The organism is uncultured Moraxella sp., assembly GCF_945873075.1.
Classification (GTDB): Bacteria; Pseudomonadota; Gammaproteobacteria; order Pseudomonadales; family Moraxellaceae; genus Moraxella.
The window spans coordinates 12,373-30,850 of record NZ_CAMCBS010000011.1 but is presented as its reverse complement, the minus strand read 5'-3'; the positions used below and the strand labels follow the sequence as shown (position 1 = coordinate 30,850).

At 46.7% G+C, this 18,478-nt stretch carries 10 protein-coding genes; 8 read left to right on the top strand and 2 right to left on the bottom strand.

Annotated features, from left to right (window positions below; all coding sequences use genetic code 11):
• Positions 1-33: 33 nt before the first annotated feature.
• Both Q0N89_RS05245 and Q0N89_RS05240 read right to left on the bottom strand, forming a co-directional pair.
• A complete protein-coding gene (locus Q0N89_RS05245; RefSeq protein ID WP_294034111.1) occupies positions 34-3,897 on the bottom strand; it encodes a UvrD-helicase domain-containing protein in 3,864 nt (1,287 codons plus the stop codon).
• Positions 3,894-8,150, bottom strand: a complete 4,257-nt coding sequence (locus Q0N89_RS05240; protein ID WP_294034109.1) for an exodeoxyribonuclease V subunit gamma — start codon at positions 8,148-8,150, stop codon at positions 3,894-3,896. Before Q0N89_RS05240 ends, Q0N89_RS05245 begins: the two co-directional genes overlap by 4 nt.
• A 101-nt stretch (positions 8,151-8,251) precedes the next feature.
• Here Q0N89_RS05240 and Q0N89_RS05235 point away from each other — a divergent pair, with 101 nt between their 5' ends.
• The 8 genes from Q0N89_RS05235 (at position 8,252) to rpoD (ending at position 18,472) form a co-directional block, all read left to right on the top strand.
• The gene (locus Q0N89_RS05235; RefSeq protein WP_294034107.1) at positions 8,252-8,422 is read left to right on the top strand and encodes a hypothetical protein; all 171 of its coding nucleotides are present in this window, start codon (positions 8,252-8,254) and stop codon (positions 8,420-8,422) included.
• A gap of 100 nt (positions 8,423-8,522) precedes the next feature.
• Entirely contained in the window at positions 8,523-12,248 is a 3,726-nt protein-coding gene (gene dnaE / locus Q0N89_RS05230) for a DNA polymerase III subunit alpha (protein WP_294034105.1), read from the top strand.
• Positions 12,249-12,298: 50 nt separating this feature from the next.
• Positions 12,299-13,186, top strand: a complete 888-nt coding sequence (locus Q0N89_RS05225; RefSeq protein ID WP_294034103.1) for a TrmJ/YjtD family RNA methyltransferase — start codon at positions 12,299-12,301, stop codon at positions 13,184-13,186.
• A gap of 141 nt (positions 13,187-13,327) precedes the next feature.
• Entirely contained in the window at positions 13,328-14,149 is an 822-nt protein-coding gene (gene cysE, locus Q0N89_RS05220) for a serine O-acetyltransferase (protein WP_294034101.1), read from the top strand.
• A gap of 21 nt (positions 14,150-14,170) precedes the next feature.
• On the top strand, positions 14,171-14,692 hold the full coding sequence (locus Q0N89_RS05215; RefSeq protein WP_294034099.1) for a DUF805 domain-containing protein: 522 nt from the start codon (positions 14,171-14,173) through the stop codon (positions 14,690-14,692).
• On the top strand, positions 14,689-15,243 hold the full coding sequence (locus Q0N89_RS05210; protein ID WP_294034097.1) for a DNA-3-methyladenine glycosylase I: 555 nt from the start codon (positions 14,689-14,691) through the stop codon (positions 15,241-15,243). The genes Q0N89_RS05215 and Q0N89_RS05210 overlap by 4 nt, the downstream gene beginning before the upstream one ends.
• Positions 15,244-15,313: 70 nt before the next feature.
• Positions 15,314-16,432: an FUSC family protein gene (locus Q0N89_RS05205; protein WP_294034095.1), complete on the top strand. Its 1,119-nt coding sequence runs from the start codon at positions 15,314-15,316 to the stop codon at positions 16,430-16,432.
• Between the two features lie 144 nt (positions 16,433-16,576).
• Positions 16,577-18,472: an RNA polymerase sigma factor RpoD gene (gene rpoD, locus Q0N89_RS05200; RefSeq protein ID WP_294034093.1), complete on the top strand. Its 1,896-nt coding sequence runs from the start codon at positions 16,577-16,579 to the stop codon at positions 18,470-18,472.
• The last annotated feature ends 6 nt before the right edge of the window (positions 18,473-18,478 follow it).

Genomic DNA, 18,478 nt, shown 5'->3' with positions numbered 1-18,478 from the left:
CCTTTATCAATATCTATCAACTTTATCACAATATCAGCCAAACAAGGCATCAACCGCCATAATCAGCTCAAACGGCGGCTGCCACACCATCTTGCCCGTATCCACACCATCATTATAAATCCCTCTTAAGAAAAAGTACTCAACCGCACCAAGATAACGCTGTTCATTACCAGTATAATCTGCCAATTTAATCTTTAATAAACGATGTAGTGCCACTTGATAAATCACGGCTTGTAGCCAGTACCCCGCCTCGCTCATCGCCTCATTCATCTTATCAAGACGATAATCATCACGGCTATCGCCCAGATAATTGGATTTATAATCTACAATAAAAAATCTGCCTGCGTGCTCATACACCAAGTCAATCTCACCCCGCATAAAGCGATACCACACCGCTTGATGTTCTTGGGTGGATAGTGACAGCGGTTTATCACTGTATTGTTTAAATATTTCGTTAAGCTTATCAATATCAAATGACGGCTTAAGCCCCAAAGTAAAGCCAAGCTCTCGCACCTGCACACCGCTTGCAAGTGATGCCAAGCTGACACCAGATGCGGCAAATGGCGCATGAATGACATCATTTAGCCACATCACCAGCTGGTCATGCTCGCCATTACCATTTAGCGTATCTTTTAATTGGCTTTGGCTATTGTACTTACTTGGTAAAGACAATCGACGGACATAGTCATCAACCACACCACTGATACGATTGGGTTCGATGTGTTGTAATACCTTGTGCAGAAAATCGCCCGCCCCACTACCTTTAATAAAGCTATTACGAATATTTGGCTCATGACCATCGACCGCCTGTGCATCAGCCTGCAGTTCGGTCAAGACCGCCATCTCATCATGGTCGGCAAGCTCGGTCAATAAATCTTTGGTCGGCTTATCAAGTCGGCTCACCAAAGCGGTGAAACTGGTCTTGTATGCACCGACAAAGCGTTTGGTGGGCAACAGTGTATCCCAATCTTGATAAGTCAGCGGTATCAGCTCATGCGTTTGCGCTTGCTTATAGGCGGTGTCGTTCAGTGCCACTTCATCCAAATTAATCGCATCCATCAGCGCCGTCATACGCTCGGGCAGCTGTGGGGTTTTTGGCGAACATTCCAGCCATTGAAACAGTGGACGAGAATCGATGCTAGAATTTTTGCTGGCGGCTTTTGCTACCACAAAAATTTGCTCACTGGCACGGGTCAGCGCCACATAGCCAAGCCGTCGCATCTCGGCGATACTTTCTTGATTATCAAGATTTTTGAAATAATCGTTATCGCCATCTTTATACACCACTGTAGAGATGCAGCGTTCAAACCGCTCATTGCTATACGGATAAATCTTCTCACTTTGCACTGTGGTGATGGCGGACGCATCAAGACCGAGCGCATAGACGATAGGAAATTCCAAGCCTTTGGATTTGTGCATGGTCATCAGATTGACACCGGTTTCGCTTGGCAAAATACGCCGTCCAACGCTTTCATCTTCGCTGTGTTTTTGGGATTGATACCAAGTCAATAGCTGTTTTTCGTGCAAGTCGCCTTGCTCACTGACAAGCTCAATCAACTGCCACAAATCCGCCAAATACCGCTCGCCAAGCGATGCAGCGACTAGCCATAGATTGCTACCATCAGCAAATGGCGCTTTACCAAGTGCATAGTTTAGTGCCGATGATAGGCTATAATTTTGCCATTTGTCATGGATTTTATGTAGATATGATAAAATATCGGATTTGTTAAATGATACTGTGTTTGATGTGTCTTTATCGCCATCATCATCCCCTTCGAGCAAGCGAACGGCATCATCGAGCGATAGACCGACCAAGCGGCTAACCAAAAGCCTGCCAAGATTGGCCGTAGAACGGCTGTCAATCACCGCAAGTAACAATGTGTATAAATCATCCCCTGCAGGCGTGGCAAAGACACTGATGGTCTTGGTATTGAGCGCAGGAATTTTTAGTTCATCTAACTGTTTTTTGACTTCGGCAAGCTGTCGATGCCCCCGTGCTAGCACTGCAATATCCGACGGCTTCACCGCTCGTCCATCGAGCTGATAGCCATGCTGTAATAAGCTATTGATGTGCAGTGCTGTTTTTTTGGCGGCATCAGATGTGGTGTGCAGTAGCGCCATTGGCATCCGACCGACAAATTCCGCCTGTGGCGACACTTCTTGTTGCCATGACAATCGCTGGGTTTCATTCACCGCTCTAATGGTCTCGTAGTTGATGCTTTGCCCAAGATTGGCATGATTTGACCAATCATCGGTATCTCTTTTGACAAACCATTCGTTTAATGCACCAATCAGTGCTTGATTAGAGCGGCGGTTTTGGGTGAGTGATAATGATTGGTTAAGTATGGGGTGACCAAGTTTATCTTCGCCATAGAATTTGAGCCAGTTATAATTGGCGACATCGCCACCACGAAAGCGATAAATCGCCTGCTTGGGGTCGCCGACTAGTAACAAAAATCCTTTGACAGTCTTCGGCTTATCGCTACCATGTTTGTGATGGGCATTTAGTTTTTTTTCATAATCGAACAAGCGTGAGAGATAAATTTTTTCAATCATCTGCGCCTGTAAGCCATTGATATCCTGCGACTCATCAATCAGCGCCACAGGATAGTGATGGCGAATGTGCTTTGCCAAGTCTTCATCAGCATCGAGTGCTTGATTCAGACGCACCATTTGTAGCTCAAAGGTGGTTTTTCCTTGTGATTCTAGCACGCCCATGAGTTGTTCACGCACAGAGTTGATGATTTGATATTTTAGTAAATCATGATGATACTGTGCTTGCGCGCCAAGTGTGCTGTATATTTTTTTGACCAGCATCACCCTATCCCACGGCAGTGCGTTAAAGGTTGCTTTGGCAGTTGTATCGCACTTTTTATTAAAAAAATCCACCTGTATAAATTGCTCGATTTCATCAATAAAAGCAATCTCTTGCTTGGTTAGATGATTGATAAAATCTAAACGATAACTGGATAATTTATCATAGATATCTGCGAGTAATGGTAGCTGTTTTGGCATGGATTTTGTACCATGAAAACCCACTTGTTTGCGATATTTTGCATCAAAAAACGGCGCAAATTGCGACATATCCACCGCCAAAAACTCATCAAGCCAGCGGTCAATAACTGCCCTATCCATCATTTCAATAGGCTTAATTTCGTCAAGTGGCGCAGAATAAAAGTTGATGGCTGTATTGACAACCTGTGCAATTTGTTCAACACTGCTAAAAAATAATGGTGCAACGCTCAGTATCTGCTGATAGACATCGGGCTGATGTTTGCTTAGGCGAGATTGATGTGCACGCAATTGGTCATGCACTAGTGCGTGAATGACGGCGCTCTTATCCATCAGGATTTCACCGTCGGTACGATGACCAATTTGTGACGAAAATTCCCGTAGCCATTTTTGGGCAAGGCTGTCTAGTGTGCCAACAAATAGCTTATCCAAAGTGGTCAGCACCAGTGCTGTACGCCGTAGCGATTCATCAATGGTGTGTCCGCCTGCTAGCAGTAGATTTGTTAATAAATACTGATTAATCGGGTCATCACCTGCAACTTGTGCTTCGCTTGCATATTCATTGATTTCTTGAATAATAGTATCAATATTTTCTTCATCTGTAACGAACCAATGCGGATGCTGTGTCTGTACACTTTTTAGCCAACGCATCAGCCCATAAAATGATTGCAAGCGTTCATAGATGCGCTCTTGCATCTCTGCGGCGGCAGCTTTGGTAAATGTCGTGGCGATGATGCGTTCGGGGGTATATTTATGCTCAATCAGTAGTCGCAAGATAATACCGGTCAGCGTCCAAGTCTTGCCCGTACCTGCCGATGCTTCAATCAGATAGCCGCCTGTTAGCGTACAGTCGATGGCAGGAATGCCTGTTGTCTTGTTGCTCATGATTTATCCCCTTTTGCGACTGCAAGCGTATCGATGGTGCATAGCATGGATGGCAGGATTTGGTAGAGAATTTGTCCCAAATCATATGCACGCTGTATCTCAGATTCTATGTCTGTATTTGTTAGCAATACTTGCCATGCTTGTTCCATTTCTTGTTGATAGCTGTTGATATATTGATAAAATATTTTTTCGTTTAAGTTTAATTTATCTGTACCATGATGAAAAGCAATCTTGATACCAGCATCGACGGTCATAGGTAGCACCAGATGATAGCTCAGCTGTGCAATCAGCACAAAGCACTCAAGCAAATGCTTGGCAGTTGTGGCTTCAATTGGGCTAAAGCATAGCATATCCACATCATCACCGAGCCCGATATCTTTGGCTAATCCTGAAGATTTACTAAATTGCCAAATGCTATGATAACGCCCTGCTGTGATGTCATCTTGTGTGGTTTGGCATATGATTTGCCATGCTAGGTGCGATAGCCACGCCTGCAGTAGATGCTTGGCACGGACGGATTTTGGCAAAATAGACAACCAGCAGTTTGGTGTATCTTTGGGTAGGTGCGCCATTAGGCTAAGCTTGTGCTCGCCAAGCTGTAGCATCACACCGACTTCATGCACAGGATGAATCAGCTTGGAATAATTCATGCCATCAGCACTAGCTATCGCTTGGCAGTCATCTGTGCTTAGGATGTGGTGCTTGGATAGATGCTCAAATAGCGTATCGGCAATGTCGGCAATCGCCACTAATCGCTCGTGTAGACTGTCAAATCGACTGACACCTGCAGGCAATAAGTCATCATAAAAAATCGCACGAAACTGTCTTTGTGCATTTGCTTGTGTACTTACTTGTGTATTGTGCCCACCTGCCTGACTAGCCGCTTGATTGGGATGATTGGATGATATTGATAAGTTTTCATTCAAAATCTGTGCCATCCAGTCACGCATACTCATACCATCAAACGCCCCATCCGCCATCGCTTGGATGATCCGATCATGAGTCTGATAGCGTGTCAGCGCATCAAGGCTAAGCGGTTCATCTTGTGCATCTTCATCGTTATCATCATCTAGGCTAATTTTATTTTGTAAAAAATTAAGCGCAAAACGACCGTGTCGTGACGCAAGCTCGCTGACCGTCATGATGCTTGGCAATATCAGCTGATACTGGGATATTAGACTTACGATTTTGGCTTGGCTGTCCGATTGATACGATAGATGACTAATGAGTGTATCAAATATTGCTTGATATTCATCATCACTTGGAAATGTGGCAAGCGCTTGTTGTGCCACCTGTGTGCTGTGCCGATCTAGCATGGTGCGAATCGAGTGCCAAAGTGGCGCAGGGACTAGGCGTGCTCGCTCAGCATCTTTGATGGCGTGCATTTTTGTCATGAGTAAGTCATGCACATAGTGCTCAAGCTGTTCGGTGTGCGCCGTCGTCTCTTTGGTATCCGCTTGATAAAATAACGATGTATCAAAGCTTGTGGCGGCGTGATGAGTAACCAGATACTGCTCAACCACGCTTGGCATGGCTTTGGCAATGGCAGAACCAATCTCATCGAATGTGGCATCCATCCAAGTAATGCCATTAGCAAGACTGGTTTGCCAATCGACACCATTTTTCAAAAATTCTAACAACTCACTGACAGGCGATGCGGGCAATAATTCAGTAATACCATCAGACGCAATGCTGTCATAAAAAATCATACACGCATCACGGCTACACAATATCGCATCCAAAAACGCCCCATTGTCATCATCTTCGTTCATGCGATCACCACGACGGCGTAGCCCTGCACGCATCAGATCAAGCCGTTGTACGGTGTCTTGGCGTGGGAATGCGGATAAATTCATGCCAAGCATCACAGTCAGCCCAAACGGAATACTACGCAGTGCGCCAAACCGTGCAAAGGTAATCACGCCTGCAGGCTCGGCACTGATGGCCTGATTTGCTACCATTGCGCTGATACTCTCAAGTACAAATTGTAATCTTAGCTTAATTTCATCATTGCTGTGCTGGATATGTTCGTGATGGTTTTTTAGGTGCTTATGATAGTTTTTATTGGCTCGTAGGCTCGCTGCGATGCTGTTTTTGGCTTCAAAGATGGCTCGCATCTGTGGCATGTCTTTGAGATGAGCAAAATAGCGGTCAATGACATCGGTTTCGATTTTATCAAGCCAAGTCTGCACCAAATCCACCTGCTGATACTGCCCATAGACAGCGGATAGCCCGTCATGGATGGCGCACAGGGCGCTGATGATTTTTTGGTCGGATAAGCCGACACCCGATAGCGGTGTCGTCGCTTCGCCAAATGCACCTGCTTGCCAGTCAAATGGATACAATAGGCTATTTGGCTTAGTATCGTCATCGGGATTGAGTAGCCCAAGTACCAATCGGTCTAAAGCATAGCTAAAGCTATAACGATAATCGACATCATCGCCATCGAGCGTCTGCGCCAAATGTCGTGCGTCAAATCCCCGTCGAAAACCTGCTTGGGCAAGTAGCTCGCAAGCTCGGCTCATCTCATCAAAGCTAAGATTAAAGCTTTGATACATCGCAGGGAGCATCAGCCAGTCATAGACATCTTGGCAATAAAATCTGCCATGACCGCCAAGCAAAGTATAAAATCCGGCAATCGCCTGCATCAGCTCATCAATCGTCTTGTTGGTCGTGCCGGTGATTTTGGCGGGCAATGACAAGCCATCGACGCCCACCCCGTCATCGAACACCAGTCGTATCAGTGATTCGGCTTCGGCGACATCAGGCAGATACACCACGACATCGGATAGGTGGCGTGCACTGCCGTCGGCATTAGGCTCATTGAGATAGCGGGCAATCATGATGCGTGCGATTTCAAGCTGTCTTTTTAGGCTATGACAAGCATGGATGGATAAGCTTGGCAAGCGTGCTGTGTCATCAAGCGTCATGATGCCTTTGGCTCGCTGTTTGTCTTGGAGTATATCCAGTACATCGCCAAGCCATTCATCGCTGACACCTGATTCATCAAGCATTAAAATATCTTTTTTGAGCTGATTGAGCAGTCCTTGACTGCTGTCAAATTGGCGAAATTCATCCGACCACACCACCTGCCAATCATGCGGACGGATGGTATCATCAGCTGATTGATTTGCTTGCAATGGTTTTTCATAATAAAACTCACCGCCTGACATATCAGCAAGCATGGCAAAAGTTTCTCGTGATTCTTTACCCAGTCTTGATAATAAGCTGTGCCCGTGGTCTTTGAGATAGACGGTATTGGGTCTGATGATACGCTGTGTGGCAAGCCAGTTTTTATCGACGATATCCGCCCAAAACATCTTGGATGGATTAAAGTGAAATAAATGCACATCAATGAATGTCGATAAACGCTTTAAAAATTGTAACTCAACCAACGGAATCTGCTGAACAGTAAATAAATACAACGCCTTTGGCAATACGCCTTTGGCAAGATGATACACCGCATCGCCCCGCTCACCTGTCAGCACCTGCCAAAAGCGGTGCTCTAAGGCTTCACGGTAGTCATACACCTGTGCAAATAACGAACGCCACAGATAGCGCAGCAGTGCTTCGAGCGCATGATAATGTAGGCTAAGCCATTCAGGTGTCTCAGCATCTTCACCAAAGACGGTGGCAAACTGCTGTTTTTGCATCATCATCGCATCGACACTCATCGGTAGTGGCGCATCATGTGTCCATGCGTGTAGCCATTCGGGTCGGTGCGTCAGATAGCGTACATAGACTGCTGCCAGCTCTTCGCAGACTTGCCAAATGCGGTGCTCGGGCAAAGTGTCCGCCTTTTTATCATGTAGTGTCGCTAACAAAAACTCAAGCGGATGATTGTGATTATCTAAAATCTCATGTAGCTGATTATTATCAATCGCACTCAAAAATCCAAACAATCGCCAACGCATCACTGATGCGGATAGTACCGCCACTTCGGGGACTTCTAAGCTGTCATTGCGACCGATTTGGGCGTTGTGCTCGGCGTCGATTTTGAGCACTTTTTGAATCATCTGCCACTGATATTGACCCCAAAACTGTGCGGTAAACAGCGTACTGATACCGATTTGGCTCGCCACCGCCTTAGTGAGCCAATCGCCAAGCACCATCGATGGCACAATTACCGTAAACGGCGCAAACACCTGTGCGCCCAGTGATGTGTGTCGCCCATCAGTGGTTTGGCTTTGATAAATTTGGATTAAACGGTCTAATAAAATCTGCGTATCGTTGGATTGGGTGATATAAAACATGGCAGTAGCACAATAAAAGGATGAATTTATTGTACCGATATTTTTGCGAATTATCCATGTTATCATGCTATAATTAGCCATTAATTTTATCGGGTTTTGTTATGTCAGCAGCCAATGTACCGCCTAAGCAAACGAATCAATCACCCAATCAGCCAAGCCGGCCTGCCAAAAAGGCGCAGATGAGCACGGCACGCATTTTTCGCTTGGCGGTGTTAATCGTCGGTTTTGCCATCATTGCCTTTGTGCTATTTAATCAAATTTTGCCAAGCTAAATTGGTATGCTGTCAGACTTATGCCGATTGATAAGCTTGAAAAAGAAAGTTTGTCTATCCACTTTTACAATTTATATTAATTTGTCTATTTAAATAAACTATGTCATTTGTACACTTGGGCGTTCGAAGCGAATTTGCCATCGTTGATTCTATCATCCGTATCAAAGAGCTGGTCAAAGCGGCGGCAGCTGATGGTCAGACATCGCTTGCGCTTGCCGACTGGAACAATATGTTTGCGGTGGTGAAGTTCTATAAGGCGTGCATCGGCGCAGGCATCAAGCCAATCATCGGCACTGAATTTGTCATCGGCAACGCCATCAGCCGTGAAGATGAAGAAAATCGCTTTAGTGTGATTTTGTACGCCATGAATAATGATGGCTACAAAAACTTATTACGCCTAGTATCAGATGCCTACACCATGCGTCCGATGAATGACAATGGCTCGGTGAGTGTTGTCACACCGATTATCACCAAGCAAGCACTGTTTGAGCGACATGAAGGTATCATTGCAGTGCTGACTTCTCGTTCTGAGATGGCGACGACGCTGATGGGTAATCACCCTGAGAACGCCCAAGCGACGCTCAAGGCATGGCAGGCTGTGTTTGGTGATAGACTGTATCTGGGTATCAAGCGCACGCACAACCAAGACAACCGCTTTAATGAACAAGCCATCATCCAAGCATCAGCACTCGGCATCCCTATCATTGCCCATAATGATGTTCGCTTTATGAAAGCTACGCCCAAGCCGAGCGATGGTGCAAAAGAAGTCGATACCAGTAGCGACTTTGATGCTCACGAAGCCCGTGTGTGTATTGCTAGCGGCTATACGCTTGGCAACTCCCACCGTCCACGCATCTATAGCGAAGAGCAGTATTTTAAGACCCAAGCTGAGATGACGGCGCTGTTTGCTGATTTGCCACAAGTCATCGAAAATACCAATCGCTTGGCATCTCGCTGTAATGTTACGCTGACACTTGGCATTAATGTCTTGCCTGATTTTCCTATCCCCGAAGGCGATACGATTGAGACATTTTTTCGTAAGACATCCGCCGATGGTCTCAACAAACGCCTTGATAAACTCTACCCGCCTGCTGAGCGTGGCGATGATTGGGCAGATATTCGTAAGCCTTATGACGAACGGCTTGAATATGAGTTTGGCATTATCCTAAAAATGGGTTTCCCGGGATATTTTCTTATCGTTATGGACTTTATCCGCTGGGCAAAAGCCAATGGTGTACCCGTCGGGCCCGGTCGTGGCTCGGGTGCAGGCTCGCTTGTGGCATATGCGCTGAACATCACTGACCTTGACCCGTTGCGTTATGATTTGCTGTTTGAGCGATTCTTGAACCCTGAGCGTGTGTCAATGCCTGACTTTGATATCGACTTTTGTATCGAAGGGCGTGACCGTGTCATCGACTATGTGGCACGCACTTATGGTCGCCAAGCGGTCAGCCAAATCATCACCTTTGGTACGATGGCGGCTCGTGCGGTGGTGCGTGATGTCACTCGTGTCCAAGACAAGCCTTTTGGTATGGGTGACCGTATCTCAAAGCTGATTCCAAAAACCCCTGGCATCAGCCTAGATGATGCGCTAGAGCAAGAGCCACAGCTCAAAGATTTGGTCACCAATGAAGACAATCCCGACCACGAAGCCATCACCGAGATTTGGGAGATGGCAAAAAAACTCGAGGGCTTGACACGCAATGTCGGTAAGCACGCAGGTGGCGTACTAATTGCCCCCAATCGTATCAGTGATTTTAGTGCGGTGTATTGTGATGATGAAGGCCATCCTGTCAGTCAGTTTGATAAGGATGATGTTGAAGCGGTTGGCTTGGTGAAGTTTGACTTCTTGGGACTGCGTAACTTAACGGTCATTCAAGCGGCGATTGACAACATCAACGCCACTCGCAAGGCGCAGAACCTTGACCCGATTGACCTTGACACACTTCCCTTGGATGACATGAATGTCTATGAATCGGTGCTGCAAGAAGCCAAGACTTCGGCGGTATTCCAGCTAGAAAGCTCGGGGATGAAAAAATACCTAGCACAGCTTAAGCCATCTAACATCGAAGACATCATTGCGATGTGTGCCCTATATCGCCCAGGCCCGCTAGAGTCTGGCATGGTGATGGACTTTATTGACCGCAAGCACGGCATCCAAGAAGTCGCCTACCCTGACCCAAATTTTCAGCATGAATGGCTACAGCCTGCGCTTGAGCCGACTTATGGCGTCATCGTCTATCAAGAGCAGGTGATGCAGATTGCGCAGGTGTTGGCAGGCTATACGCTCGGCGGCGCTGATATGCTACGCCGTGCGATGGGTAAGAAAAAACCCGAAGAGATGGCAAAACAGCGTTCGACCTTTGTAGATGGTGCGATTGAGCAAGGGGTGGATGGTGCGCTTGCGGCATCGATTTTTGATTTGGTCGAAAAATTTGCAGGCTACGGCTTTAATAAATCGCACTCGGCAGCCTATGGCGTACTTGCCTATCAGACGGCGTATCTCAAGCACTACTACCCTGCCGAATTTATGGCGGCGGTATTGACATCAGAGATGGATGATACCGACCAAGTCGTTTTCTTAAGAAGTGATTGCACCGATAACTTTGGGCTGGATGTCATTCCACCAAGTGTCAATCACAGCCAATGGAAATTTGTCGTACGAGACAGCAAGACCATCGTCTATGGACTCGGTGCGGTCAAGGGTGTGGGCGAAGAAGCGGTGAATAGCATCGTCGCCGCTCGCCGTGATGGACCGTTCAAAGACCTTTATGATTTTTGTAATCGTGTGGACATCAAAAAAGTCGGCAAACGCTCGCTTGAAGCACTGATTAAGGCAGGCTGTTTTGATATTTTGGCAGAAACGCTCAAGCCGCAGTATCTTGCCAATGGTATCAATCTTAGCCATCAAATCCGCCGTGGGCTATGGCGACAGCTACCCGAAGCGATGGCAGCTGCCACCCAAAACCGCCAAAACCAGCTATCAGGCACTTTTGATTTATTCCAAGAAGTCGATGATAGCCTAGCGGTTGCACCTGATCTTGAAGATGTCTATTGGAATGCCCAAGATCGCCTACGCTATGAGATGCAGACGCTTGGCTTGTATCTGACTGGTCATCCGCTCGATGAATATCGTGGCGAGACGGGGCTTTATACTTCGGTATCAAGCGTGCTTAACCTATCGGATACCGGCTTTAAAGGTGGTAGTAAGATTGCCGGCGTGATTTTTGATGTGGCGCATTTTGGCGATCGTACGGTGGTCAAGCTCGATGACGGCAAAGGCCGTGTTGAGTTAAGCTGTTATAATGATACTTTTTCACGATTTAGCCATATTCTCACCGCAGGCAAAAAAGTGAGCGCCTATGATGAAGAATATCAGCCTGTATATGACAAAAAAGGCAATCTTGAGACCATGCAGATCGCCAATGTTGTCATCGCTAAGGTGGGTGTGCGTGAGAGCGATGATGGGCGATTGTTCCTACGCCTACAAGCAGCCGAGCCGATTGAGCAAGCGCGCCTACGCCGTCTCAAAGAAATCCATGTCAAAGTGCCATCCCAAGACATCCAAGCACTCGATACACTGATTAGTATTCTTAAAGAAAATAGCCCACCACCACGGGCATTGGCTTATCAATTTGATCAAGAAGATGAGAATACGCCAAGCACCGCCCATGCAGATTATTGTGTGCCAATCAGCCTATATCTGTATGATGAGTGCAGTATCAGCCGTATCAATGTCAATGAGCGATTTAGGCTATTTCCTAGCGAAGAGAACATCGCCAAGCTCAAATCGGTGCTTGGCGTGGATAATGTGATTTTTAGATAAATTCATCAATAAAACCATCAATCATCAAATAATCATCAAAAGAGCATCCTATGAGCCAAACGCACGACTACCTTGATTATCTGCCTAGCATTCGCATTGTGATGGTTGAGACCACCTTGCCCGCCAATATCGGCTCGGCAGCTCGTGCGTTACATACGATGGGTCTGACGGATTTGGTGGTGGTCAATCCACGCCTACCGATTGATGAGACCAGTACCGCCAATGCCGCAGGCGCGCAAGAGATTTTGGCTAATGCTCGCATCACCGCCACGCTAGATGAAGCGCTCGCCGATTGTACGCTGATTTTTGCTGCCAGTGCTCGTAGCCGTCAGATGCCACGCCCTGTGGTGACGCCTGCTTTTGCTGCATCGATGATGGCGCAGCATCTATCGGCGCAGGTATCAGCAATAGATAAGCCCACTGATAAGCCTATTGATACCGCCATCACGCCACGCATTGCTATTTTATTTGGTCGTGAAAATCATGGGCTTAATAACGATGAGCTTGCCAAAGCAGATTATCACATCCAAATCCCTGCCAATCCCGCTTATCCGGTGCTCAATGTCGCCAGTGCCATTCAGGTGATTGCAGCCAATATCTATGCGCACTTTTCATATCCTTGTAATGATAATGAACATACAAATAGCGTACAAGGTATTTATACCAACAAACAAACCCAAGGCACACCACAAATCACCCATCCGCTTGACATCACCATCCGTGGACAATGGGATGAACCTGCCATCAGCCATACACAGACGATGAGCCTTAATACCGCAGTGATTGACTTATTAAAAAAACTAAACCTTGCCCATGATGATGACCTAAAGCACCTACCGCACCGCTTATCACGGCTATCATCACGGCTACAGCTTGACCAAAAAGAATATGCACTGATTCGTGCGCTGATTGCCAAAGTCGATAAGATGATAGGCTAGTTGTCTTGTTGATGGATTGCTGACGGATTGTCGTGATTTGCTTAGTAATTTTTTGCACATTGATATCCCGATTGCGACTTGATAATTCCCTTTGCCGTCGCTAATATGTTCACATCTTGCAGATGAGTTAGGAAAACCACCATGTCGATTTTTGCCAAATTAAGCGAACTAAAAAACGCCATCAATGATGATGTACAAGCCGTCCTAGAACGAGACCCTGCTGCCCGCACCAAAGCCGAAGTGCTACTGACCTACCCTGGCATCCATGCACGCATCATGCACCGCGGCGCACACGCGCTGTGGCAATGCGACCAAAAATTCTTGGCACGTGCCTTATCGCATTTTAGCCGCTGCACCACAGGCATCGAGATTCACCCTGCTGCCAAGATTGGCAAGCGATTTTTTATTGACCACGGCATGGGTGTGGTGATCGGTGAGACTGCTGAGATTGGCGATGATGTCACGCTGTATCATGGCGTAACATTAGGCGGTGTATCATGGGAAAAAGGCGCAAAACGCCATCCGACACTGGGTAATAATGTCGTCGTCGGTGCAGGGGCGAAGATTTTGGGCGGCTTTAGCGTTGGTGATGATGCCAAAGTCGGCTCAAATGCCGTCGTCGTCAAGCCCGTACCAGCGGGTGCGACGATGGTCGGCAGTGCTGCTCGCATGATTGTCAAAGAAGAGCCAACAAGCCCTACCGAGCATCAAGCGCAGTCCGAGCATCTGTTCAACGCCTATGGACTCAAGCCCAATGCCAAAGACCCTGTGGCATCAAGCATCGCTGCCTTACTTGCGCATATCCAAGACCAAGATAAGCAAATCTGCGAGCTGATGACGGCAGTGAAACGCCTTGACCCAAATTTTGAGCCAAAATCCATCAAATCCATCTGCAAAGATGATTTATCTGTGCTAGACGACCAGCAGGATAGTAACGGCACAACTGATAATTATCAAATCTGATTAAATGGTTTAATAAATATTATGAATAACGACTATACCCCACCACCATTGTATGACGATTACCCTTTTTATCATTATAAAGGGCGTATCGGGCGTATTCGCTATCTTGCGTATTCGATGATTCTTAACATCTTGCTAAGCCTACTGTTTGCAGTCCCAATGGGCGTGCTCTTTGCGATGATTGATGCGGTCAATCCTGATGCGATGTTTGGCATTTTACTGATGTTTTGGCTGCCGATGATGCTCATTGGCCTATATACCACCTTTGCGCCGACCATTCGCAGATTGCATGATTTGGGTAAAACAGGCTGGATGTCGCTACTACTACTTGTGCCACTTGTCAATCTGATTTTGCTCTTGTATCTGCTATTTGCCAAAGGCGAGCCATTGCCAAATCAATACGGCAATCCTGCCAAGCCCGCCGGTATGGTGCTTAAGGTCTTTGTGGTAGTGATGCTTGTACTACAGCTGATTTGGGCGATTGCGTTCTTTGTGTTTTTTGATGCCTTGACGCAGTCAGCGCAGATGGGGCAATTTGTATGACACATCGCTGTGCTTGGTGCTTATCCGACCCGATGTATATCGCTTATCATGATAACGAATGGGGCAAGCCTGTCTATGATGACGACGCCCTATTTGCCATGCTGTGCCTAGAGTCGATGCAGGCGGGGCTTAGCTGGATTACGATTTTGAAGCGTCGTGATGGCTATTATCGAGCGTTTGATGGCTTTGATGCGACTAAGATTGCTACCTATGATGACGCCAAAGTCGATGAACTCATGCTAGATGCTGGTATCATCCGCCATCGTGCCAAGATTTTGGCGATTATCAATAACGCTAAGGCGTATTTAAACATTAAACAATATCAAAGCTTTAGCGACTATCTATGGGGCATCACCACAGCGGATGGCAAGCCAATTGACAACTACCCTGCCGATTTATCAAGCGTTCCTGCGCAGACAGATGTATCGGTACGCCTAGCCAAACAGCTCAAAAAAGACGGCTTTAAATTCGTCGGTGCAACCACTTGCTATGCCTTTATGCAGGCGGTCGGCATGGTCAATGACCATGTGGCGGATTGTGCATTTCGTTAATTTTTACATATAAATTTTTTAATAATATTAATTATCTTATAAAAATAACACCATAAAAACGGAACTTATCATGCCAAATACCCCATCAGCACCGCCACATCTGATGGCGCTTATCAAAGATGAGATACATCATCTAATCAGCTTTAATACGCACACACGGCCTTGGCATATGCCGATTATGGCAGCGATCGCCAGTAGCTTGCCGATATTTTTGGGTGCTTATTTTGGGCAACTCAGCTATGGATTGATCGCATCACTTGGGGCGATGGTATTTTTAAATCTGCCTTATCAAGGCTCATTCATGTTTCGCATGGTACAGGTGCTTGCCTGCAGTATGGGCTTTGTAGCGTGCTATGGCATAGGGATGCTTGCCCATCTTGAGCCACGATTGACATTACCCTTGCTGTTTTTTATCGCATTTTGGGTAGCAGTTTTTGGGCGATTTTATCGTATGGCACCGCCAGCTGGGATGTTTATTTTGATGGCATCAGCGATTGCGCTATTTATGCCTGTGCCTGCGATGCAGATACCATTTTATGTTGGCTTGATTGGCTTTGGCTGTCTGTTTGCCGGAGTGATTGCGTGCATTTACACCTTGATCACGATGGCAGCTAAGCACAAGGCAACCAAGATGGAACCCTTTGTTTATCAAAATGATATTATTATCAATAGCTTAATCGTCGCCACTACCGTGACGCTATCAATGGCTATTGCTTTATCGATGGATATGACCAAGCCCTACTGGGCGGCGATGAGCAGCTTTGTCATTATCAATGGCGTTAATTTTCAGGGTATTTGGCGCAAACAATTCCAGCGCATCATCGGTACTTTTTTGGGTATGGGTGTAGCATGGTGGTTGCTTAGCCTAAATCTTAACGCTTGGGGCGTGGCAGTGACGATGTTTTTACTTGCAGCGACTATTGAAACTTTGGTAGTTAGAAATTATGCTTTTGCTGTAATTTTTATTACGCCGATGACCATCATCATTGCAGAATATGGCAGCCATCCGCTGTCACTTGTCCAGACAGTATCGCATTCGGCAGTGATTTTAGCTCGTTTTTGGGATACCGTGATCGGCTGTCTGATCGGTTTGGCAGGCGGTTTTGTAATTCATCATGCGCATTTTCGCCCACGACTACACGCCATCGATCAGTGGCTGATTAAGAAATTGAATATCATTGAGCGCTAAACCAGCATCAAATTAATACTTGGTAGAAAAACAGGCTCATGGCTTGAAATTGCGCTCTGTCGCCCTTATTGATAATGCTATTAAACCATTGACAAACATGGTATAATCCGAAGTTTAAAATCCGCCAATCGACAAGAGCATATTATGAGCAATGACACCCTTACAGGCACCGAAGAGTATCAAGAATCTTCATCACAGTTGGCTGAACTGATTCGTCTTGGCAAGGAACAGGGTTATTTGACTTATGCAGAAGTCAATGACCAACTGCCTGAGTCTGTCACCGAAAGCGATCAAATCGAAGACATCATTCAGATGCTGACCGATGTCGGTATTCAGGTCTTTGAAGTCGCCCCTGATGATGACGATATGCTACTGGCTGATACAGGTAGCGATGACGATATGGCAGCCGATGAAGCTGCTGCTGTCTTGGCATCGGTAGAAACCGAGCCGGGTCGCACCACCGACCCTGTGCGTATGTATATGCGTGAAATGGGTACGGTTGATCTATTGACCCGTGAAGGTGAGATTGGCATCGCCAAACGCATCGAAGAAGGCACTCGTGAAGTGCAGTACATCATGGCGTATTGGCCGGGCACGGTCAAGCTTGTGCTAGACGAATACCAACAAGTCCTAGATGGCGAAAAGAAAATTTCTGATGTGGTATCAGGCTTTTTGAGCCTTGAAGACACTGATTTTGAGTTGAGCGAAGAAGATGCTGAGTTGAATTTAGACGAGCCAAAAACTGACACGCCTGACATTGATGATCTTGAAGATGATGACGAAGATGGTGATGGCGGTAGTATGGATGCCGATGCCGATGACTCAAATCTTGATCCCGAAGAAGTGCGTGTCCGCTTTGAAGAGCTACAAGCCCTATATGACAAGACGCAACAAGTCCTAGACAAGCACGGTCGTGGTAGTGAAGAAGCCAAAGCCGCCGAAGATGAGCTTGCCAATCGCTTTATGCTCATCAAGCTAAACAATCGCTTGTCTGATCAAGTGATGGAGCTAATGCGCGAAGTCTATGAAGATGTGCGCGCCAACGAACGCCGTATCATGAAACTGGTGATTCGTCGTGGTAAGATGCCACTAGAAGAGTTCAAAAAGACTTTCCCAAGTAACGAAACCAATATCGAGTGGCTGGCGCATCGTATCGAAGGCAAGCCTGCTTTTGCAGAGACTTTGGCAAAAATCGAAAAAGATGTCGTCGCCCTACAAGAAAAAATCCTAGCGCACGAAGTCGCCCTAAAAATGGACATTCGTGATATGAAAGCGGTCGCTCGCCAAATGGCCATCGGTGAAGCCAAAGCACGCCGAGCCAAAAAAGATATGGTCGAAGCCAACTTGCGTCTGGTCATTAGTATCGCTAAGAAATACACCAACCGTGGCTTGCAGTTCTTGGATTTGATCCAAGAAGGTAACATCGGTCTGATGAAGGCGGTGGATAAATTTGAATATCGTCGTGGCTATAAGTTCTCTACTTATGCGACATGGTGGATTCGCCAAGCCATCACCCGCTCGATCGCTGACCAAGCACGCACGATTCGTATCCCTGTGCATATGATTGAGACGATTAATAAAATCAACCGTGTCAGCCGTCAGCTGCTCCAAGAAATGGGTCGTGAGCCAACGCCCGAAGAGCTTGGCGAACGTTTGGATATGGACGAAGCCAAAGTCCGCAAGGTGCTAAAAATCGCCAAAGAGCCAATCTCTATGGAGACGCCAATCGGTGATGATGAAGATAGCCACTTGGGTGATTTTATCGAAGACAACACCATCTCAAGCCCGATTGAGAATGCCACCGCCGAAGGCTTACGTGAAGCGACTCGTGAAGTCTTGGATAATCTGACCGAAAGAGAAGCCAAAGTCTTGAAGATGCGTTTTGGTATCGATATGCCAAGCGATCACACGCTTGAAGAAGTGGGCAAGCAGTTCGATGTGACTCGTGAGCGTATCCGCCAAATCGAAGCCAAAGCACTGCGTAAACTGCGCCACCCTTCTCGCTCAGAGCATCTGCGTTCATTCTTAGAAAACGATTGATAGCCA